Source organism: Sediminibacterium sp. FW305-C-61 (assembly GCF_058231065.1).
This window is the reverse complement of the sequence record NZ_JBIQXR010000006.1, coordinates 279,306-299,921: the sequence shown is the minus strand read 5'-3', so window position 1 is coordinate 299,921 and position 20,616 is coordinate 279,306. Positions and strand designations below refer to the sequence as shown.

Here is a 20,616-nt window from a genome sequence, read left to right as displayed (position 1 = left end):
GTTTTGGAAAACAAATGTAGCATTCCGCCTGAAATGACATTTTTTCCCGGGAATAAACTATTATTAATTTTCAATAAAGTGGATAACTTGTCAACCTGTCAGTTTTCCCCGGTTTGGTACTTTCTTTGCTCAGTAGCCCGAAAAATCAGTATAGTATATGCAAAAAGGCCAGATTCGTGTTCAAACAGAGAATATTTTCCCCATTATCAAGAAGTTCCTGTACAGCGACCATGAGATTTTCCTCAGGGAACTGGTAAGTAATGCAGTAGATGCCAGCCAAAAACTGAAAACCCTGTCTTCACTCGGAGAAGCCAAAGGTGAACTGGGCGATTTAAGAATCGATGTAATCCTTGATGCGAAGGAAAAAACCTTAAGTATTATTGACCGTGGTGTTGGTATGACTGGTGAAGAAGTAGACAAATACATCAATCAGGTTGCTTTTAGCGGGGCAGAAGAGTTTGTAAATAAATATAAAGATGCGAGCATTATAGGTCATTTCGGGTTAGGATTCTACAGTGCTTTTATGGTGAGTGATAAAGTAGATATTCACTCAAAAAGTTTTAAAGAAGGCAGTGGGGTATTCTGGAGTTGCGACGGTAGTCCGGAATTCGAGCTTTTTGAAACAGATTATAATGAAAGAGGAACTAAAATCGTATTGCATATTAATGAGGAAAGCAAAGAATTCCTGGAAGCTTCCCGTATAAAAAGTATCCTCGATCGTTTTTGTAAATTCTTACCGATACCCATCTATTTTTCAGAAGTTGGAGAGAAAAAAGAAGGGGAAGAAAAACCCATCAATAACAGTAATCCAATCTGGATTAAAAAGCCTTCAGAACTTACGAAAGAAGACTATGAAAATTTCTATCGTGAATTATATCCATTTGGCGAAACACCTTTATTCTGGATTCACCTCAATGTAGACTATCCTTTTAATCTTACAGGGGTGCTTTATTTCCCTAAGATTAAACAGAGTTATGAAATACAGAAAGACAAAATCCAACTGTATTGTAACCAGGTATTTGTTACAGATGAGGTAAAAGACATTGTTCCAGAATTCCTGATGTTATTGCATGGTGTAATTGATAGCCCTGATATTCCGTTAAATGTAAGCAGAAGTTATTTACAGGGTGATCCAAATGTGAAGAAAATCAATGCACATATCACCAAAAAAGTAGCAGATAAGCTTGAAGAAATTTTCAGAAACGAACGATCTTCATTTGAAGAAAAATGGGAGAGTCTTGGCTTATTTGTGAAATATGGAATGATGACCGACGATAAGTTCCTGGAGAAAGCCAATAAGTTTTTGGTGATGGAAGATACAGAAGGAAAATTCCATACAATTGACGAGTATAAGACAGCAACAGAGGCTTTACAAAAGAATAAAGACGGGAAACATATTATACTATACAGTACAAACCCGGTGCAGCAGGATGCTTATGTCCAGGCATGCAAAGGAAAGGGCTACACTGTAGTAAAAATGGAAACACTGGTAGATGCTGCTTTCATTAATACCATGGAAATGAAATGGGAAAATGTAAGCTTTGTTAGGGTAGATGCAGATATCGTAGATAACCTGATTGATAAACAGGAAGGAAATGAAACCATTTTAAGCAGTGAAGAAAAAGATCAATTAAAAGAATTGTTCAACCTCAATTTTGCTGACTTGCACGTGACTACAGAGATTAAGGGACTTAGTCCTGAATCAGCTCCGGTAATTGCCACACGTCCTGAATTTATGCGTCGTATGAAAGATATGGCAGGTGTAGGTGGTGGTATGACGGCCTTCTATGCACAGATGCCGGATGAGGTAACACTTACTGTAAATGGTAATCACCCTATATACCAGCAGGTGCTCAAGGCCGATGATGCAGCTTTAAAAGAAAAGCAGGTAAGAAACCTGGCGGATCTTGCATTGCTTTCACAGGGGTTATTAAAAGGGAATGACCTGACAAGTTTTATAAATAGAAGTGTAGAGTTATTGCAAACTGCATCAGGTAAATAATATAAAACGATACAACATCATAAAAGCTGTTCATGGAAACATGAGCAGCTTTTTATTTGCTCACCTGCTGAATATCATTATTTTCATATAGCACAATAGGAAGTTTATGGAATACCGCATTTTATCGATTATCAGAAATACACCAAATGCATCTTCCTTTGTGTTAGAGCCAATTGATCAGGAAATAAACTATGTTGCCGGGCAGTTCATCACATTAATTTTTAAGAATAGAAATAATGAGGAAGAGAGAAGGAGTTACTCTATTTCATCCTCTCCTTTGCTAGGGGAACCACTCAGGATAACAGTAAAAAAAATTCCTAATGGTATTTATTCCCGCCGGCTGGTAGACCATGCCAGACCGGGAGATGTTTTACAAGGATTACCACCTGCCGGTTTTTTTATTTTACCAGAAAAAGTTGAAGCAAAACAGCCATTCATTTTTTTTGCGGCAGGCAGTGGCATTACACCTATAATTGCCCAAATAAAAACATTGTTGCATTTGCAGCAGGAAAATGAGGTTGTACTTGTTTATAGTAACAGGTCGATGCAGGACACTATTTTCCATGAAGAATTACGAGCACTTGCTGTAGCATACCCACGGTTTTTAAAGATTCATTTTCTTTTTAGTGATGCAAAACATTTTAAAGAAGCTAGATTAAGTGCACCAATTGTCTCGGAAATAATCGGAAAGTATTTTCCGCATTCTCTTGAAAAACTACAGGTTTATTTGTGTGGCCCTTTTCAGTACATGCTGATGATTACATTGGTGTTAAAGGGACTTGGGCTAAAAGACGAGCAAATCAGGAAAGAGCAGTTTGAAGTTCACAAACCTGTTATCAACCCAAAACCACCTGATATGGATCCACATATTGTATACGCAAGTGTTGGAGGGAAAACATATCAATGGAGTGTGCAATATCCGGAAACAATATTACAGTCAGCAAAGAGACAACAAATTGAGTTGCCATATAGTTGTGAAAGCGGGCAGTGCGGTACCTGTGCTGCATTGTGCACAAGTGGGGAAGTATGGATGTTTAAGAATGAAGTATTAATGGATGATGCAATTAAGCAGGGAAAGATATTAACCTGTACAGGGTATCCGGTTGGTGGTGATGTTGAACTTCGTTATTGAGTTATTCGCTTATGCGCAGGTCGATCATTTTTAATTGAATATTTTTTTCACCGTTCCACTCATTTTCGTCAAGGGTAAATACAAGATCAAGAGGCTTTTGTTGTTGCAGTAAATGGAATTTATGTGCCATATTGAAACCTATTCCTGTGAAACTAATCTTTTGCTGTTTTACCACAAAGCGGATATGTTGTTCTTTTACAATTTTTGAGAAGCCTGTATCTGTAACTCCTCTTGCAATAAAAACGGGCTTTAGGTTTTCTGGACCAAAGGGTTCCATCTGGCAAAGAATACCAAACATAGTAGGTGTGATTTCCGAAAATTGAATAGGGGCATCAATAACAATTTCTGGAATAAGTTGAGCTGGTGTAATCTGTTGTTGAACGGCAGCTTCGAATGCGGCTGCAAATAAAGAGACTTGTTCTGGTAATAAGGTCATACCAGCAGCGGCGAAATGTCCACCATAACCTAATAAGTGTTCCCGGCAGGCATGTATGGCTTCATACAGATTAAACCCTGCTACACTTCTTGCACTACCTGCTACATAATCTCCACTCTTTGTGAGAACCACTGTAGGGCGGTAATGTTTTTCTATTAGTCTGCTTGCTACAATTCCTACAACACCTTTATGCCAATGTTCCTGGTATACAACGGTTGATTTTTTATTGTTGTGTTCAGGGTCGGCTTCAATCAGTGCCAGTGCTTCTTCCGTTATTGAACTATCTGCTTCTCTTCTGTCGGCATTATCGCTGTGTAACATTTCAGCAAATGATAAAGCTTTCTTTGGGTCTTTTTCAATAAATAATTGAACAGCTTTTCTTGCATCATCCATCCTGCCTGCTGCATTTACACGAGGGGCAATAATAAATACAAGGTTGGTGATATGCATGGTTTTTTGTACACCCGCAAGTTCCATTAATGCTTTGATGCCTGGACAGGGTTGTTGATTTACTTTTTGTAAACCATAATAAGCCAATATCCTGTTTTCATCTGTTATTGGAACAATATCTGCTGCGATAGCAGTGGCTACCAGATCGAGGTATGCTAAATGTGTTTCATCCGGCAGGTTAAGTTTATCACTAAGGGCCGACATTAACTTAAATCCCACTCCGCAACCACATAATTCTTTGTAAGGGTAGGGGCAGTCGGTTTGTTTCGGGTTAAGAATAGCTACTGCAGGCGGTAGTATTTTGTCGGGCAGGTGGTGGTCGCAAACGATAAAATCAATCCCTAATGTTTTTGCGTAGCTGATGAGGTCAGCAGATTTAATACCACAATCGAGTGAAACAATCAGCGTGAATCCGTGCTCTTTTGCGTGGTCAATTCCCAGCTTAGAAATCCCATAACCTTCGCGATAACGGTGTGGGATATAAAAATCAACACTGTCGTAGATACTGCTCAGGTACTGGTACATAGCGGCTACCGCAGTGGTTCCATCTACATCATAATCACCAAATACCAGTATTTTTTCATGTTGATGAAAGGCAGCTAATAATCGGTCAACTGCTTTTTCCATGTCCTTCATCAGCCATGGACTATATAACTGTGTAAGTTGAGGGCGGAAAAAATCTTTGGCTTTTTCAAAAGTATCGATACCGCGTTGAACAAGGATGGAACAAATAGTTTTATTGATCTTGAGTGCTTCGTATAAAGCTTCTGTACGGGTTGGATCAGCGGGTAATATGTTCCATCTTTTATCCATCAATAAGTTCTGTCTGTAGTGTAACGTACCAATTCTTCAAGGGCATCTCTAACAGGTGTTTGGGGGAAACCGTGCAATATGGTTAATGCTTCGTCGCGAAAGGCAAACATTTTTTCTGTTGCATATTGAATACCCCCTGTTTCTGTTACTGCGTCAATTACAAACTTTACTTTTTCTTTTTCGGTGTTTTCATTTTTAACGATATAAATAATCTTTCTTTTAAGATCAGCGCTACAGTTATTAAGGGTATATATTAATGGTAGGGTTAATTTTTTTTCCTTGATATCATTTCCGGTGGGTTTACCTATATCCATGCTGCCATAATCAAAGAGATCGTCTTTGATTTGAAATGCCATGCCAACTTTTTCTCCAAATAACCTCATTTGTTCCACTTTTTCGGGGTCGGTAAAGGTAGTGGATGCCCCTGCGGCGCAGGCGGAGGCTAAAAGAGAGGCGGTTTTGCCATTAATTATTTCATAATAAATGGATTCCTTAAGGTTCAGGTTACGGGCTTTTTCAATTTGGAGTAATTCTCCCTCACTCATCAGTCGAACAGCTTCGGAGAGTATCCGTAAAACCTCATGGTCTTTATTATTAAGTGATAACAAAAGGCCTTTTGATAGTAGATAGTCGCCTACCAGTACGGCAATTTTATTTTTCCAGAGGGCATTAATGGAGAAAAAACCCCTTCTTTCGAGGGCATCGTCTACTACATCGTCGTGTACCAGGGTAGCAGTATGTAATAGTTCCACAAGCGACGCTGCACGGTAAGTGCTATCATCAACCTCACCCCCCAGCCGGGCACTAAGCAGTACAAACATGGGTCTGAGCTGCTTTCCTTTACGTTTTACGATGTATTGCATGATCCGGTCAAGAAGGGCCACACGGCTTTTTACGGCCTCCCTGAAATGCACTTCAAACTGGATTAATTCCTCTGATATTATCTTTTTTGCTAATTCCATGGTCAGAATATGATGCAATATAGGCTGACGAACCCATAATAAAACGCAGAAAAGCAGCGTTTTAGGCTTGGTTTAAGTCTGGTATGATGATTGTAGTAAAAATGCTACAACAATATAAGGCAAGAAAATTGGGGATTTGTATCCTAAGACTTAAATTTGCAATGTTTTCTTAATATCAACAAGTTCTCATTAAATATCAATCAATTATTATGGCAAGCAAAAAGAACATCTTAGCACTAGCACTGATCGTACTGGTACAGTCGATCGGTATGGCTCAAACGGATTGGGGTTGGGATTGGAAGGACACATCCAAAATTTCGGTAAAGAAATTGCCCCAGCATAATGAGTTTATCAATAACCAGTATCCCTATCCTGCTAAACCACGTAGTCAGTGGGAATTAGGCTTCGGTTTAGGTACAGGTAATGTAATTGGGGATGTAAACAGCAAACTTGGTTTTACCGGTACTGTTTCATTAAGAAAAGCATTAAGTAATGTGTTTTCTTTAAGAGGATCTTACACCGGTATGGTTGGATCTTCTTCTCTGAAAGGTAATCCTCCTGCAGCAAGACCAATTGGTTCAAGAGGTTACAAAAACCAGAGCCACCTGCTTGGTTTTGATGTGATCGCATCTTTAAACACAATCAGCAACTACAGAGGTAACCCGAAAGCAGACATTTATTTACTTGCCGGTTATAGCTTTGTTGCTGCAAATGTTGCGTTTAAAGACATTGATCCTAACGGTAGCAGACGTTTTACACCAGGTTTAAATAATGGCAGATGGCCAGGCAGCAGCGAATCGCTGATTGGTACAAGTGGTGACTATGGTTTCTTCCATGGTTTTAATACCGGTTTAGGTTTTGCTTACAAACTGAGCAAAAAAGTAAATATTGGTTTAGAGCAGAAATTTGCTTTCATAGCAACTGGCGGATATGACTACCTCGATGGTTATGCTGTTGGTAATAATTCTGATTTCTACAGCTTTACTACTGCAAGATTAAACATCAATATTGGTAATAGTTCTAAGCGTGTTGAACCTTTGTGGTGGCTTAATCCAAACAACTTCGTTTACAACGAGTTGAACTCACCTCAGCACATGAAAATGCCTAAAGTGGTATTACCAGATGCTGATAAAGATGGCGTTACTGATCAGTTCGACCTCGAGCCTAACACACCTGCTGGTGCTCCTGTTGATTCTCATGGTCGTGCAAAAGATACTGATGGTGATGGTGTTCCTGATTACAAAGACAAAGAACTGTTGACTGCTCAAAAATGTTTCCCTGTAAACAATGATGGTATCGGTACTTGCCCTGAGCCAGCATGTTGCAAAGAGATCAAAGACATGATCGCTAACATGAAGCCTGTTGAAGCAGCTCCTCAGTGTAATATCGGAAGCTTACCAAGCATCCAGTTCAAAGGAAAAGCTACTTTATCTAAAGACGCTCAAAACATCCTGAATGGTGTTGCTGCAAGAATCAATGCTAACCCTGCTTGTAACATTAAAGTAATTGGTTACGCTGCTTCTAGCAAAGCTTCACAGCAATTAAGCTGGGATCGCGTTAATGCAGTTATCAAATACCTGGTTGAAAAACAAGGTATTTCTGAAAGCCGTTTCATCTTTAGCTATGGTCAGGATGGCGATGCTAACACTGTAGATCTTCAAGGTACTGTAGATGCAGGTCCAAACACTGTTCCTGCTCCACATCCAAATCTGAAAAGCAGAAACTAATCACCTGATTAGTTAACAATAACAAAAAGCCCCGATCATTATTATGATCGGGGCTTTTTGTTATTGTTGTCCATAGTCCATAGTCTATTGACAATTGACAATTGACCATTGACTAACTTCCTCCAACTAATTCAAAATGCAACTCGCCAAAATTCTGTAAGGAAGAAAGTTTTAAATCCGCCGCACCCCATCTTTCGTCTTTTAGCTGACTAACATGTGGTACAATAACACATTTCATCCTCGCCGCTTTAACGGCAATCATTCCATTAAATGAATCTTCAAAACAAATACAGGATGTAGGCTTACTATCTAATGATGCTGCACAGTTCAGGTACACTTGTGGATGAGGTTTTCCGTATGCAAGCGATTCAGCAGAAGCAGTGGCATGCAGGTATTTTTTTATCCCGCAGATCTCAACGACCAGATCAATCAAAGATGGAGGTGAGGAGGTTGCCAAACCAATTTTAAACGACTTACGTTGGAAGAAATCAAATATGTAAGGAACGCCCGGAAGAACTTTTCCTTTCTGCTCAATTTTAGCAAGAACCAACTCAACAATCTTTTGCTCGGCCCTTTTTTGCTCCCCTTCACCTATATTAAAATACTGAAACCACCACTGTACAAATTCTTTGGTTCTTAAACCTGTAGTGGTTTTATACTGCTCTTCTGAAAGACTAACGCCATATTCATGAAATAACTCAGTAGCTGCTTCATTCCATAATGGCTCACTGTCGATCAGTAAACCATCAATATCAAAAATTACGGTATCTAATTGCATGGCATTTTTTTACTCCGCAAAAGTATTTCTATGTACCTATTAAATACACCATTAACAGGCATTTTTTAAACAATCACCTAACAATTTGATTACATTCCTTATTTTGCAAAGATTGCCAATGTAAACCTTATGCGAATAACGGAGCGTTTGAGACATATAAAACTGGTTCGTTCAATAGTATATGCAGTTGTTGGAGCTTTTTCATATCCCGGACTTGCATGGATCAATAAAATAAAAATTGAAGGGACAGAGCACCTGGAAAAATTGCCCGGGAAAAACGTACTATTCGTAAGCAATCACCAGACTTACTTTGCCGATGTAATTGCATTCATACATATTTTTTGCGCTGTTAAATGGCGAAGACAAAACAAACTTGGTTTGCCTTTTTACCTGCTTAATCCTTTTACCAATGTTTATTTTGTGGCTGCAGAAGAAACCATGAACGGGAACTGGCTCAGCCGATTATTTAAACTGGCGGGTGCTTTAACAATAAAGCGTACCTGGCGTTCAGAAGGACAGGAAATCAGCAGAAACAGAGATGAAGCGGATACCCAAAAGATTGACCAGGCTTTAAACAAAAGTTGGGTAATCACTTTCCCGCAAGGTACTACCAAACCATTTGCTCCAGGAAGAAAGGGAACAGCACATATCATTAAAAACAACCAGCCAATTGTTGTTCCGGTAGTGATCAATGGTTTCTGGAGAGCCTTTAATAAAAAAGGACTCAGCTTTAAGAAAAAAGGATCTACCCTTTCTATCAGGTTTAAAGAACCGATGGTGATAGATTATACACAACCCGTTGATGAAATACTGAATCAGGTCATGGATGCAATAGAACAAAGCAAAGACTACATGATGCGTGGAAAACATCATTTGCTGTCAAAACTCGATAAATAGATTGTTCTTATTCTTTGATGAATAAAGCCTTAAGTTCATTTGCATCATCGGGCTTCATTTTCCCAGCAAGTATCAGCCTTATTTGTCTTCTTCTGAGTGCGCCGTCGAATAATTTCTTTTCCTCTTCTGTTTCAGGAACAAGCTCAGGAATTTTTCTTGGTTTACCATTTGGATCAAGCGCAACAAAGGTGAAAAATGCTTCATTGCTTTCGTATTTGTATTGGTGAAGAAGGTCTTCGCCCCAAACCTTGATATGGATTTCCATGGAGGTATTAAAAGCACGGCAAACCTTTGCCTCTATATGTACAACATTACCCAGTTTAATCGGATTCTTAAAACTCAGGTTATCAACTGATGCAGTCATGCTAGGAGTATTACAATGCCGTCCGGCAGCGATACCGGCAGCAATATCCATCCAATACATCAAACGTCCACCCATTAAATTACCAAATGTATTAGTGTCATTGGGTAACACCAACTCATTCATAATGGTAAAACTTTCACTCACTTTTTTTGCTTCCATTGGGCGCTAATTTCGGCAAAGATACGTTGACCATGCCTATTCCTGAAGGTTAATAACAGTTTTGCAATTATATAACGCAGTGAACACTTGCATGACGTTCAAAAAACGACTGGTCCACATCGGCACCAATACCGGGTGTTTCATCCAATAATAATTGCATGCCATCATATTTTACACCGCCAACTACGGGGTCTTCTTTATGGCCCAGTAAACAGGTGTCAAGGTCATAAAAACGGATATTCTCATAAGCCATGGCGAAATGAACTTTTGCGGTAAGTGCAACCCTGCTCTCAAGCATCCCACCCAGCATACACGGAATGTTATTAGCCTCTGCTACCTCGTTAATCCTAATAGCTTCACGTATTCCCCCGCTTTTGGCAAATTTTATATTGATGTAATGGCAGGCTTTATTTTTAATAATTCTTTTGGCATCATGGTGCGTGAATACGCTTTCATCTGCCATAACCGGAATAGGAGATAATGCACAGAGTTCAGGTAATAATTCATCGTTCCATTTACGCATGGGCTGTTCACAAAATTGTATCTGGTAATCACCCATTGCTGTTAATGCTTTTACTGCGTCTTCATAACTCCAACCCTGGTTGGCATCAATTCGTAGAATAATATCATTGCCAACAGCTTCGCGAATAAGTTTGATTCGCTCAATATCATCCTCAACTTTTTTCCCAAGTTTTACCTTAATCATTTTCACCCCTTTTTCTTTAAAAGAAAAAGCAGTTGCTGCCATTGACGCCGGATCACTGATGCCAATAGTTAAATCACTTTCAATTCTTTTCTGTTTACCTCCCAGGAATTGATATAATGGCTGTCTTGCATGCTGTGCAGCAATATCATACAAGGCAAGGTCGAAAGCACTTTTAGCTGTATAGTTGCCAGCAGTAAACAAATCGAGTTCTGCTAATCTTTCCTCTATCTCAAGTGGGTTCTTCCCTTTCCATAGCATCGCAAAATCTTTGGCCATCTCATAACAGGTAGCTTGTGTTTCTGCTGCAATCATGGGAAATGCAGAACACTCACCTTTACCGGTTATGCCTTCATTGGTATGAATACGGATAAACAAATTCTGCGCATATTCCATAGTGCCGGTGGCAATGGTAAATGGCACCATTGGAATGGAATATTTATAAATTTCAATAGAGGAAATAGTCATGCGCGAATTTCAGTAATTATTGCAAAAACCGTTCACATTTCTTCCAATAACTAAAAAATGAGGGATAATAGCCTTTGATTTCCGGAAACATCCAATTCCTTTCCTCTTTAATCCCACTGTAATGGTTTGATATGGGATGTTCTTTGTAATGAATGCTGGTAAAACCTGCACGGCTCACCAAATCATCAAAGGAGCCACAGAATATTCTTATACCGGGTATTTGTGCTTTTGCAAGCGAAATGATAAAGGATAAAACCCGATCACTCACCGGATATTTTTCAAAAAAATCAGGTTCCAAAAGCAATACCCTGTTACCCTTTTCATGCATATGCCATTTAGGATCTATCTGGTAACTATTGTATACAAACAATGGGGCATTGGGTAGGCTAACCGGTTCTTCAGATTCAGGTAGTGTAGTGGTTAAATGCAATGGTTCTGAAGCTTTAAGCTCATCAGGTACATCCAAACTGGCTAATGAGGTATAATCCACATCCAAATAGGTATTCGTTTGAACTGAACCCGTATAAGTATTGATATTCTCTTGATTGGCTATATATTTTTTACTACTAAAACTCCCTGTAACCCATTGCCAGCTAAGCGCATTACTGGCAAGGTCGCCATCAAGCAGGTGGTAATACATCCATTGTGCGGGAACCGACCAATGTGCTTTGCCAATATTACATGCAAGCATTGCAGCATACATCCTGCAATGGTTATGCATATAACCGGTTTGATATAACGTTTCAATTGATTGGTCGATAGCTTCTATCTTAGTATCCGCGTTTAATAAAGCGGTAGGCATTTGGAAATGTAAAACCCCAGATTGCGTCTGTTTTAGATCTGAGAAAATTGCTGTTCCTTTTACCTGCCATATTCTTTGGTAATATTCTCTCCAGCCTAATTCCTGTAATAATTTGATGGATTGGTTAATAGGGAATGAAGCCATTATCTTATCACGCAGTTGTGGTAGATCAATAACACCTCTTGATAAGTATGGGGATAGTCTGGTTACTGAACCATTTAAAAAATTCCTTGTCCTGGCATACGCCACAGGATCAATGGCATCAATCCATTCCTGAATATGTTCGAGGTCGGTGGGAAAGAGCGTAATACTCATATCCTGATCAACTTATGTGTTCTTAATGTATTCAAAGTGAGTGGCTCACCGTCGTTTAGGTTTTTCCAGGCAGTAACATCGCAGAGAAACCCAGTATGATCTCCGGCATTCAACTGTGTAATGACAGAAAGTTTCATAACTGCTAATGCATCTTTCAATACAGGAAAACCTTCCCAGGTAGAGAGTAATTTTCTTTTAGCTAATCTTCCAATCTTATCAATATCATGGCCTGATTTTTTACCCAGCAACTCAACAAGTCTGTATTGTTTAGCCGACAGCAATTGTAAAATGAAAACCGGATTTTGTTGTACATACTCCAGGGTTTTGGTGCCTTCATATATGCCACAGAAATACCTTTTTGGTTGCATACTGATCTGGCTGGCATATGTTATGATATGCATGTTATAATGTTCGAAACCATCGGAACTACTCACTGCATACACTGGCAGGTCTATTCTGTTCCACGGACGTTTAGGCATTTGTAAACAATTAATTTGATAAGCTATGTAAGAAGGTTGTTGCATGTTGCAGGTGCTTGTCTTGCTTTTCTTTTGGCATTTTATCGAATGTTTTCAAAAGCATTCCCAATCTCGGATTCGAGGCAAAAAAATCACGATGGGTATGCATAAAACGCCAAAACAATGCATCCCAGACTTCCTGCCATGGACCTGCAGGATAGTTGCTCATTTTGCGTATATAATTACTGCCACTGATATATGGCTTTGTGGTCATGAGTCCTCCGTCTGCAAACTGTGTCATACCATAAACGTTTGGAACCATCACCCAGTCATAGGCATCAATAAACATTTCCATAAACCATCGATATACTTCATCCGGATCAAATTCACACAGTAACATGAAATTACCCAATACCATCAGTCTTTCTATATGATGCGCATATCCACTTTGCAGTACCTGTTTAATTACGGTATCTATCGGCAGGATTCCGGTGTTGCCAGTCCAAAAGCTGGGTGGTATTTTTCGGGTGAACCCCCAATAATTTTTAGTTCTTTGTTTGCCTTGTTCTCTGATATATACGGCTCTTATAAATTCACGCCATCCTGTGATTTGTCTGATAAATCCTTCCAATGAATTTAAAGGGATATCTTTTCTGGCAGCATAACTAATGGCTTGATCAATAATTTCCTGGGGATTTATTAAACCAATATTTATTAATGGGCTAAGCACACTATGATGCAGAATGGGTTGATGCATTACCATGGCATCTTCATATAAACCAAAATCTGCAAAACGAGTTTCTAAAAAATCATGTAACCATAGCAAAGCATCTTTGTGGTTAATAGGATAGAAATGTGTCTTTTGCTGGTTAAATGGATTTCCTGCATTGCCGGGGTTGGTACCAAAAAATTGATCAACATATTCAATAGCCGAAATCACATAATTGTTAACCTCCGGTAATTGATAGTCAGGAGGTGTAGCTTTTGCAGGATATTTCGCCCTGTTGTCTACGTCGTAGGTCCAACGACCTCCAAGAGGTTGTTGGTTATTATTTACCAATAAATTTCTTTTCTTTCGCTGATAGATATAAAAATCTGTTTGAAAGTAATGCTTTCGTTGATTGAAATAGGCATGCAGTGTTTCAGAAGTATTTAAAAAATTCGGACTCTCATATATTACCTGTGTTAATCCAGATTCAATACATCCTTTTGTTATTCTTTTTTGAAGCCAGTCATCTACAGGGTCAACCAAATGCAGGGTGGTATAATTTTTTTGCTGTAGATATGGTATGAGTTTACGCAGATCGTGTAAAGAATCTGTTGCTTCAACATAAAACACCTGGTATCCTTTATTTCGTAGTTCATCTGCATAGTGCATCATAGAAGCCCTGTGGAAAACCAGTTTCTGTTTATGAAAACGGTATTGGGTAAAGAACAGTGATTCTTCTATTAGCCAGGTATCCCTGTTTGGTTTAATTGCTGGATTATTTTCAAATAACTGGTGCGGAAATACCAGGCATGCTTCTTTCATAATAGATTCCTAAAACAAATTCGATCCTGTATTGTTTATTTCATTTAAAAGCAAGGCATGGAAACATTAAAGGGTAAAACAGTATTATTAATTGGGGGAACAGGTGGAATTGGCAGTCAACTAGCAAAGTTGCTCACTGGCTCTGGGGCAAAAGTTTATATAACAGGTAGAAACAGCGAAAAATTAGCAGTTGCTGGTACAATTGCCGGCATACCCGCTGATAGACAACTTAGTTTAGATATAACCGATGAAGAAGGCATTAATAAAACAATAGCATTGGTACAGCAGGCTGGTCCGATCGATATACTCATTAATGCAGCAGGTATTGGTATTATCAAACCTTTGGAATCATTAACTATAAAAGAGTTTACGGATACATTGCAGGTAAACCTTATAGGCAGCTTTTTACTCATGAAGGCAGTACTACCGGGCATGAAGGAGACCAAGAAGGGTTTGATCATTCATATTCCAGGGGTATTGGGAAAAGTACCGATGGCTGGTGCAGCCGCCTATTCGGCCAGTAAATATGGCCTCGTAGGAATGATGCAGAGTATTCGGGAGGAGCTCAAGCGCACAGAAATCCGCATAACCAATCTTTTTTTAGGTGGGGTAGATAGCCCTTTTTGGGATGGTATCGACCTCCGGGTCCAAAGGGAGAAAATGATTGTTGCCGAAGAAGCAGCCAGGGCTATCTGGTTTCTTTGCCAGCAACCGCCCAGTGGCGTAGTAAGCGAAATGGTATTGCAGCCTTTTAACCATCAGGCAATTTGATATTATTTATCATTGTTGTCAGGGGAAAATAGGCTGCGAGCTTCTAGCCTCTAGCCTCTAGCCGCTAGCCTTGATTGGTGCTTGTTTTAGGCTATCTGCTTCTATTTGAATAACTGACAGGGCTTGCGAATTTGGTTTTTAAAAATCCTATTTAAAATAAATATTCAACTACCATATTTACGCTTGCGGATGGTTAAATTATTAGCAAAAAAAGGCTAGTAGCCAGCAGCTAGTGGCTAGAAGCTGTTTTTTCCCCTGACAGCAATGATTTGCAGCTTGCCGCTTGTGGCTTGCAGCCAAATTTCCCCGGATAATAGTGATTATTTATTCCTCCGATCCTGTAAAATCTTTTTTTTAAGCGATCTAGCACCGATATTCGCACTACGAACGAACGTTAGCAATGAATATTTCTTTTGACAATACCGAAAACGCATTTGCGTATAAGTCCGATAAGGAGCTGAAAAGTGCCAAATTACTATTCAGCAGCATGGGGTATCCATGGTTTGTGCAATTAGGCACCCGCCTTACTCCCTTTATTATGAAAACAGGACTACCTGTTCATGGGATTATCCGTAAAACGATTTTTAAGCAATTTGTCGGGGGAGAAACATTAGAAGAAACAGCGGGTGTAGGAGCCACTTTAGGAAAGTATGGAGTGCAGGTAATTCTGGATTATGGTGTTGAAGGAAAAGAAGGCGAAGAAAGCTTTGATCATGCAACGGAAGAATTTATCAGGGTCATCAATTACGCCGCAACCCAGTCTAATATTCCTTTTATCAGTATTAAAATAACCGGATTGGCAAGATTTGCACTATTGCAAACCTTGAATGAAGCCCCTCGTTTAAGAAGTGGTATTCATGACCATGAAGTAGAAATTGATGAGTGGGATCGTGTAAGAGAAAGAATGTACGCGATCTGCGAGATAGCCGCTGACAAAGGTATTGGTGTATTGGTCGATGCCGAAGAAAGCTGGATACAGGACCCCATCGACCGTTTAACCATGGAAATGATGGAGGCCTTCAATAAGAAAAAAGTAGTGGTTTATAATACCATTCAGCTTTACAGACATGATAGGCTGCATTTTCTGAAATTATCGCACCAGATAGCGGTAGAAAAAGGCTTTTTATTAGGGGTGAAACTCGTTCGTGGGGCCTATATGGAAAAAGAAAGGGCACGTGCAAAAGAGAAGGGGTATCTGTCCCCCATTCAACCAGACAAATCTGCTTCTGATCGTGATTATGATCTTGCAGTTAGGTATACTATCGATCATATAGACCAGATAGCCGTAATTGTAGCTTCCCATAATGAAACCAGCAACCTGCTGGCAGCCGAGCTACTCGACCAGAAAGGATTGGCGCACAATCATCCACATATTCATTTCTCTCAACTATATGGCATGAGTGATAATATTACTTTTAACCTGGCCAAAGAAGGGTTTAGCGTTAGCAAATACCTTCCTTTTGGACCAATAAGAGATGTTATCCCATATTTAATGCGTCGTGCCCAGGAAAACAGTAGCGTAAGCGGACAAACCGGCCGCGAACTTTCCCTTATTAAGCGGGAACTGGCAAGAAGAAAATAGGCTTCAAGCTGCAGGCCACACGCTGCAAGCCTTGATAGGTGCTTATTATAGACTTTCTGCTATTAATAGAACACAGATTTTCATGATTTTCAAGATATATCATGATAAATCCTGAAAATCATGAAGATCTGTGTTCCATCATACGCGACACCTAAAGTTCGCAGTAAAATTTCCACGGACAGCAATTGCTTGCCGCTGCGGCCAAATCCCCCTCTAACATCCTCCAAGAATTCACAGCTTCTCAACATTCTTTACGCAATGATTCATCATCAGCCTGAGTATTGTATTTTGCGCCCATGCAGCAATATCATCAGCTTCTTCAGCATATATTAGACAATGGGGTACAGAAAACCGATAGAACAGGTACAGGTACCATCAGTTGTTTTGGGTACCAGATGCGTTTTGATTTAGCAAAAGGCTTTCCGCTGGTAACCACCAAAAAACTGCATTTAAAAAGCATTATCTACGAATTACTCTGGTTTCTACGCGGTGAAACCAATATTCAATATCTCACCGAACACGGTGTAAGTATCTGGAACGAATGGGCAGATGAGAATGGGGATTTAGGTCCGGTGTATGGAAAACAATGGCGCAGTTGGGAAGGTGCAAACGGAGAAACCATCGATCAGGTAACAGATATCATTCAACAAATAAAAAAGAATCCGGATAGCCGTCGTTTAATTATCAGTGCGTGGAATGTAGCTGAATTACCTAAAATGGCACTAATGCCCTGTCATAGTCTTTTTCAGTTTTATGTAGCAGACGGAAAACTCAGTTGTCAACTATACCAGCGAAGTGCCGACGTATTCTTAGGAGTACCATTTAATATTGCTTCCTATGCATTGTTAACTATGATGGTTGCCCAAGTATGTGGTTTACAATACGGAGATTTTGTGCACAGCTTCGGCGACGTTCACTTATATAATAATCATATAGAACAGGCAAAACTTCAATTGAGCAGAACGCCATTTGATTTACCCGTTATGAAAATCAACCCGGAAGTAACCGATATCTTTGGTTTTAAGTTTGAAGATTTTACACTCGAAAACTACCAAAGTCATCCCCATATCAAAGCCCCGGTAGCTGTGTAATTTTTTGATCTTTGAATTTTTGATCTTTGATTTTTTGGGCTTACAGTACAATCAAAGATCAAAAATTCAAAGATCAAAAGAACTTATCTTTGGGTATGATCATTTCACTCATTGTGGCAGCCGGAACCAATAACGCAATTGGGAAAGACAACCAATTACTTTGGCATTTACCCAAGGACCTTCAGTTTTTCAAAAAAACAACCTGGGCCATGCCGGTAATTATGGGCAGAAAAACATTCGAATCATTATCGGGTAAGCCATTACAAGGCAGACTCAATATCATTATTACAAGGCAAAAAGACTGGCAACCGGAAGGTGTTACTGTGGTACATTCATTGAAAGATGCCATCTTTGTAGCCGCATCAGCAGATTATAAAGAAGTATATGTAGCCGGGGGAGGAGAAATATATAAAGAGGCATTACCAAAAGCGCACAAAGTGTACCTTACAAGGGTACAAACATCGCCAGAAGCAGATACCTTTTTCCCTGAACTTCCGCCAGATGAATGGCAGTTGTTATCTGACGAAACTTTTCCCCAGAACGAAAAACATGCCTATCCATATAGCTTTCAGTTATGGGAGCGTAGGTAAAATGAATTGATATGGCTTTTATAGAACCTGCATTCACTTTTACCGTCCCTTTTTTATTAGCATTTTCATTTTTGGGCAGTGGTGTTTATAAACAATATGCAAAAGCGATACTCGCAGCCACCAATCTTATATTTATTCTGTATGCCATTTTTCTAACAAATCAACTTGTTGAAATGGCTCGCTTTGGCCAAGAATTAATGCGCAATTCAGGAATAACTGTAGAAGAATTACCTCCTTTTGAACCTGATGCATTTTTTTACAGGTTAATGGCATTGATTTTATTACCCTGGTTATTTCTTATAAGAGTAGTGCGCAATACACCTTGGTTATCAATTATAATATTGTCTGTTATTTTTATGGGAGGAGCAGGTTCAGGCAATTATTTTGACCTAACCTTTAAGATACTACATTACGTTAGTTTACTTTGCGGCGTTTATGCGTTACTTTGGCTGCTCAAAGAGTTGCCGTTCCAAAGAAAGAAGCGGTTGATCAAAAATATTTGAGTCTATGTATTCACCTTTTAGCCTGGGATTAAAATACTTGTATTATTATCTTACCGCATCTAATGGCAAAGGACATGGAATTCATTCTCCTTTTGTGTTCGAGTTTACGATGCGGGTGTTAAACGACTCAAGACAGTTTTATGCTTATGAGCCAATCGAAGATCTAAGAAGCCAATTGCAAAAAGATCAACGCTCAATTTTAGTGGAAGATTTTGGTGCCGGATCAAGAAAAACAGCTTCTTCTCAACGCATTGTTTCAGCAATTGCAAACGCTTCTTTAAAACCCAAAAAATACGGGCAGCTATTATTCCGTATGGTAGATTTCTATAAACCTACTCATTTACTTGAATTAGGTACTTCTCTCGGAATAACCAGTAGTTACCTGGCAATGGCAAATGAAAATGCTTTCCTTACAACCATGGAAGGAGCATCCGCTGTAGCTAATATAGCGCGCGAAAATTTTCAAAAATTAGGGATAAAAAATGTCCGGCTAATAGAAGGAAATTTCGACCATACATTACCTGAATGGCTTAATGACAAACCAACAATTGATCTCGCATTTATTGATGGGAATCACCGTTTTAAACCTACCATGAATTATTTCAATCAATTGTTGCCCTACTTACATGAACATAGTATACTGGTTTTCGATGACATACATTGGAGCCGTGAAATGGAACAGGCATGGAGCGAAATCCAAAAGCATGAGGCAGTATCACTTTCCATTGATTTATTTTTTATTGGAATCGTCCTTTTTAAAAAGGATTTTCATGTAAAACAGGCAATCACTATACGGTTTTAAAGAATTGACCTTTAAGGGTGAAAAAAATATAAAGTTGGTTAAAATAGGGTAAGACTTTTTAATGTTTTAAAAGGGTAGAAAAGACCTTTGTCTGTTTATACCGATTGCATAAAGAAAGCCAGTCAGCCTTTGAGAAAAAACACCTAAATTGAATCCATGATTCTCGGCATATTAAGCGAAAAAAATAAAGACAAAAGAGTATCGCTCCTTCCAGAACAGGCAGATACACTGGTTAAAAAGAATATCACTGTTTGGATTGAAAAAGGGGCCGGAGAAAGCGCATTTGCTGCGGACCAAACTTATGTCGACAAAAATATCCTTGTTCAGGATAGGAACACTATTCTCAGCCAATCTGATTTATTATTATGTATACATCCGCTTGATGAACCAGATATCGCTTTACTAAAAGCAGGTCAGGTTATTATTGGGGTATTTCAACCTTTGTTTAATGTGGCATTGATGCAACAATTGGCTGCCAAACAGGTAGTATTGTTTAGTCTTGATATGATACCCCGCACAACCAGGGCGCAAAGTATGGATGTATTGAGCAGCCAGGCTAATATAGCTGGATACAGGGCTGTGTTATTGGCCGCCACTTTGTTTCCTCGATATTTCCCGATGTTTATGACTGCTGCCGGTAGTATACCTCCAGCGAAAGTGCTTATCATAGGTGCGGGTGTTGCTGGTCTGCAGGCAATTGCCACTGCACGAAGACTGGGTGCAGTTGTTGAAGTTTCAGATACCCGTCCTGCTGTGAAAGAGGAAGTAATAAGTCTCGGTGCAAAATTTATTGAAGTAGAAGGAGCGGCCGATGCATCGAAAGCTGGCGGTTATGCTGTAGAGCAATCGGAAGAATTCAAACAAAGACAGCAACAAAGACTCGCAGAATCAGTAGCAAAATCTGATATCATCATTACAACTGCGCAAATACCTGGAAAGAAAGCTCCACTGTTAATCAATGAAGCAATGCTGAAAACCATGAAACCTGGTAGTGTGATCATCGATCTTGCAGCAGCAACAGGTGGAAATGTGTTTGGATCAAAAAATAATGAAACAACTGAATGTTATGGCGTAACCATCATGGGTAACAGTAATCTTTCTGCTGATATGCCATGGGATGCCAGTAAATTATACGGAAAGAATGTCCTTAATTTTCTCCAATTAATAATTGATAAGGAAGGAACATTAAACCTCAATTTTGAGGACGATCTGGTGAAAGGATGTTGTATTACAAATGGAGGAAAGGTGGTGCATGAGAGGCTGATGGCTGATCGCTGATC

Annotated in this window: 19 protein-coding genes; 11 read left to right on the top strand and 8 right to left on the bottom strand. The window is 39.4% G+C overall.

What is annotated here, in order from left to right; genetic code table 11:
• Window positions 1-157 precede the first annotated feature (157 nt).
• Window positions 158-2,002: a molecular chaperone HtpG gene (gene htpG / locus ACH30E_RS15795; protein ID WP_490825612.1), complete on the top strand. Its 1,845-nt coding sequence runs from the start codon at window positions 158-160 to the stop codon at window positions 2,000-2,002.
• Window positions 2,003-2,108: 106 nt separating this feature from the next.
• On the top strand, window positions 2,109-3,134 hold the full coding sequence (locus ACH30E_RS15790; RefSeq protein ID WP_490825611.1) for a 2Fe-2S iron-sulfur cluster-binding protein: 1,026 nt from the start codon (window positions 2,109-2,111) through the stop codon (window positions 3,132-3,134).
• Between the two features lies 1 nt (window position 3,135).
• Here the strand turns inward: ACH30E_RS15790 and recJ are convergent, their stop codons facing one another.
• Together recJ and ACH30E_RS15780 are read right to left on the bottom strand one after the other, a co-directional pair.
• On the bottom strand, window positions 3,136-4,833 hold the full coding sequence (gene recJ, locus ACH30E_RS15785; protein ID WP_490825610.1) for a single-stranded-DNA-specific exonuclease RecJ: 1,698 nt from the start codon (window positions 4,831-4,833) through the stop codon (window positions 3,136-3,138).
• Window positions 4,833-5,795, bottom strand: coding sequence for a polyprenyl synthetase family protein (locus ACH30E_RS15780; RefSeq protein WP_490825609.1), 963 nt, complete (start codon window positions 5,793-5,795; stop codon window positions 4,833-4,835). Before ACH30E_RS15780 ends, recJ begins: the two co-directional genes overlap by 1 nt.
• 209 nt (window positions 5,796-6,004) lie before the next feature.
• On the opposite strand from ACH30E_RS15780, the gene ACH30E_RS15775 reads away from it, so the two are divergent.
• Complete coding sequence (locus ACH30E_RS15775; RefSeq protein ID WP_490825608.1) at window positions 6,005-7,522, top strand: OmpA family protein; 1,518 nt, start codon at window positions 6,005-6,007, stop codon at window positions 7,520-7,522.
• A 112-nt stretch (window positions 7,523-7,634) separates the two neighbouring features.
• Here the strand turns inward: ACH30E_RS15775 and hxpB are convergent, their stop codons facing one another.
• Window positions 7,635-8,300: a hexitol phosphatase HxpB gene (gene hxpB, locus ACH30E_RS15770; RefSeq protein WP_294992004.1), complete on the bottom strand. Its 666-nt coding sequence runs from the start codon at window positions 8,298-8,300 to the stop codon at window positions 7,635-7,637.
• A gap of 129 nt (window positions 8,301-8,429) precedes the next feature.
• Between hxpB and ACH30E_RS15765 the strand changes: the two genes are divergently transcribed.
• Window positions 8,430-9,197, top strand: coding sequence for a lysophospholipid acyltransferase family protein (locus ACH30E_RS15765; RefSeq protein ID WP_294992002.1), 768 nt, complete (start codon window positions 8,430-8,432; stop codon window positions 9,195-9,197).
• 7 nt (window positions 9,198-9,204) lie between these two features.
• On the opposite strand, the gene ACH30E_RS15760 is transcribed toward ACH30E_RS15765, so the two are convergent.
• The 5 genes from ACH30E_RS15760 to ACH30E_RS15740 form a co-directional block, all read right to left on the bottom strand.
• A complete protein-coding gene (locus ACH30E_RS15760; RefSeq protein WP_294992000.1) occupies window positions 9,205-9,720 on the bottom strand; it encodes an acyl-CoA thioesterase in 516 nt (171 codons plus the stop codon).
• A 67-nt stretch (window positions 9,721-9,787) separates the two neighbouring features.
• Window positions 9,788-10,891, bottom strand: a complete 1,104-nt coding sequence (locus tag ACH30E_RS15755; RefSeq protein WP_490825607.1) for a mandelate racemase/muconate lactonizing enzyme family protein — start codon at window positions 10,889-10,891, stop codon at window positions 9,788-9,790.
• Window positions 10,892-10,907: 16 nt separating this feature from the next.
• On the bottom strand, window positions 10,908-12,008 hold the full coding sequence (locus tag ACH30E_RS15750) for an FAD-binding domain-containing protein (protein ID WP_490825606.1): 1,101 nt from the start codon (window positions 12,006-12,008) through the stop codon (window positions 10,908-10,910).
• Window positions 12,005-12,487, bottom strand: a complete 483-nt coding sequence (locus tag ACH30E_RS15745) for a flavin reductase family protein (RefSeq protein WP_490825605.1) — start codon at window positions 12,485-12,487, stop codon at window positions 12,005-12,007. Before ACH30E_RS15745 ends, ACH30E_RS15750 begins: the two co-directional genes overlap by 4 nt.
• 10 nt (window positions 12,488-12,497) lie before the next feature.
• Window positions 12,498-13,997, bottom strand: coding sequence for a cryptochrome/photolyase family protein (locus tag ACH30E_RS15740; protein ID WP_490825604.1), 1,500 nt, complete (start codon window positions 13,995-13,997; stop codon window positions 12,498-12,500).
• Window positions 13,998-14,054: 57 nt separating this feature from the next.
• On the opposite strand from ACH30E_RS15740, the gene ACH30E_RS15735 reads away from it, so the two are divergent.
• The 7 genes from ACH30E_RS15735 to ACH30E_RS15705 all read left to right on the top strand — a co-directional run bounded on the left by ACH30E_RS15735 (window position 14,055) and on the right by ACH30E_RS15705 (window position 20,614).
• A complete protein-coding gene (locus tag ACH30E_RS15735; protein ID WP_490825603.1) occupies window positions 14,055-14,768 on the top strand; it encodes an SDR family oxidoreductase in 714 nt (237 codons plus the stop codon).
• Window positions 14,769-15,168: 400 nt separating this feature from the next.
• On the top strand, window positions 15,169-16,350 hold the full coding sequence (locus tag ACH30E_RS15730; protein ID WP_294991986.1) for a proline dehydrogenase family protein: 1,182 nt from the start codon (window positions 15,169-15,171) through the stop codon (window positions 16,348-16,350).
• Between the two features lie 296 nt (window positions 16,351-16,646).
• Window positions 16,647-17,441 carry a thymidylate synthase gene (locus ACH30E_RS15725; RefSeq protein ID WP_294991983.1) on the top strand — a complete coding sequence of 265 codons (795 nt, stop codon included), beginning with the start codon at window positions 16,647-16,649 and terminating at the stop codon, window positions 17,439-17,441.
• A gap of 95 nt (window positions 17,442-17,536) precedes the next feature.
• The gene (locus tag ACH30E_RS15720) at window positions 17,537-18,031 is read left to right on the top strand and encodes a dihydrofolate reductase (RefSeq protein ID WP_294991980.1); all 495 of its coding nucleotides are present in this window, start codon (window positions 17,537-17,539) and stop codon (window positions 18,029-18,031) included.
• An 11-nt stretch (window positions 18,032-18,042) separates the two neighbouring features.
• Window positions 18,043-18,534: a hypothetical protein gene (locus ACH30E_RS15715; RefSeq protein WP_294991978.1), complete on the top strand. Its 492-nt coding sequence runs from the start codon at window positions 18,043-18,045 to the stop codon at window positions 18,532-18,534.
• Between the two features lie 4 nt (window positions 18,535-18,538).
• Window positions 18,539-19,336 carry an O-methyltransferase gene (locus ACH30E_RS15710; protein ID WP_490825602.1) on the top strand — a complete coding sequence of 266 codons (798 nt, stop codon included), beginning with the start codon at window positions 18,539-18,541 and terminating at the stop codon, window positions 19,334-19,336.
• A 156-nt stretch (window positions 19,337-19,492) separates the two neighbouring features.
• On the top strand, window positions 19,493-20,614 hold the full coding sequence (locus ACH30E_RS15705) for a Re/Si-specific NAD(P)(+) transhydrogenase subunit alpha (protein WP_490825601.1): 1,122 nt from the start codon (window positions 19,493-19,495) through the stop codon (window positions 20,612-20,614).
• The last annotated feature ends 2 nt before the right edge of the window (window positions 20,615-20,616 follow it).

Bases quoted from the DNA above. Each gene is read 5' to 3' on its own strand.
- hxpB (WP_294992004.1), bottom strand. From the start codon at position 8,300: ATGCAATTAGATACCGTAATTTTTGATATTGATGGTTTACTGATCGAC.
- ACH30E_RS15760 (WP_294992000.1), bottom strand. From the start codon at position 9,720: ATGGAAGCAAAAAAAGTGAGTGAAAGTTTTACCATTATGAATGAGTTG.
- ACH30E_RS15720 (WP_294991980.1), top strand. From the start codon at position 17,537: ATGATCATTTCACTCATTGTGGCAGCCGGAACCAATAACGCAATTGGG.
- ACH30E_RS15765 (WP_294992002.1), top strand. From the start codon at position 8,430: ATGCGAATAACGGAGCGTTTGAGACATATAAAACTGGTTCGTTCAATA.
- ACH30E_RS15710 (WP_490825602.1), top strand. From the start codon at position 18,539: ATGTATTCACCTTTTAGCCTGGGATTAAAATACTTGTATTATTATCTT.
- ACH30E_RS15780 (WP_490825609.1), bottom strand. From the start codon at position 5,795: ATGGAATTAGCAAAAAAGATAATATCAGAGGAATTAATCCAGTTTGAA.
- ACH30E_RS15740 (WP_490825604.1), bottom strand. From the start codon at position 13,997: ATGAAAGAAGCATGCCTGGTATTTCCGCACCAGTTATTTGAAAATAAT.
- ACH30E_RS15735 (WP_490825603.1), top strand. From the start codon at position 14,055: ATGGAAACATTAAAGGGTAAAACAGTATTATTAATTGGGGGAACAGGT.
- ACH30E_RS15705 (WP_490825601.1), top strand. From the start codon at position 19,493: ATGATTCTCGGCATATTAAGCGAAAAAAATAAAGACAAAAGAGTATCG.
- ACH30E_RS15750 (WP_490825606.1), bottom strand. From the start codon at position 12,008: ATGAGTATTACGCTCTTTCCCACCGACCTCGAACATATTCAGGAATGG.
- ACH30E_RS15775 (WP_490825608.1), top strand. From the start codon at position 6,005: ATGGCAAGCAAAAAGAACATCTTAGCACTAGCACTGATCGTACTGGTA.
- ACH30E_RS15755 (WP_490825607.1), bottom strand. From the start codon at position 10,891: ATGACTATTTCCTCTATTGAAATTTATAAATATTCCATTCCAATGGTG.
- ACH30E_RS15715 (WP_294991978.1), top strand. From the start codon at position 18,043: ATGGCTTTTATAGAACCTGCATTCACTTTTACCGTCCCTTTTTTATTA.
- recJ (WP_490825610.1), bottom strand. From the start codon at position 4,833: ATGGATAAAAGATGGAACATATTACCCGCTGATCCAACCCGTACAGAA.
- ACH30E_RS15745 (WP_490825605.1), bottom strand. From the start codon at position 12,487: ATGCCTAAACGTCCGTGGAACAGAATAGACCTGCCAGTGTATGCAGTG.
- ACH30E_RS15790 (WP_490825611.1), top strand. From the start codon at position 2,109: ATGGAATACCGCATTTTATCGATTATCAGAAATACACCAAATGCATCT.
- ACH30E_RS15725 (WP_294991983.1), top strand. From the start codon at position 16,647: ATGCAGCAATATCATCAGCTTCTTCAGCATATATTAGACAATGGGGTA.
- ACH30E_RS15730 (WP_294991986.1), top strand. From the start codon at position 15,169: ATGAATATTTCTTTTGACAATACCGAAAACGCATTTGCGTATAAGTCC.
- htpG (WP_490825612.1), top strand. From the start codon at position 158: ATGCAAAAAGGCCAGATTCGTGTTCAAACAGAGAATATTTTCCCCATT.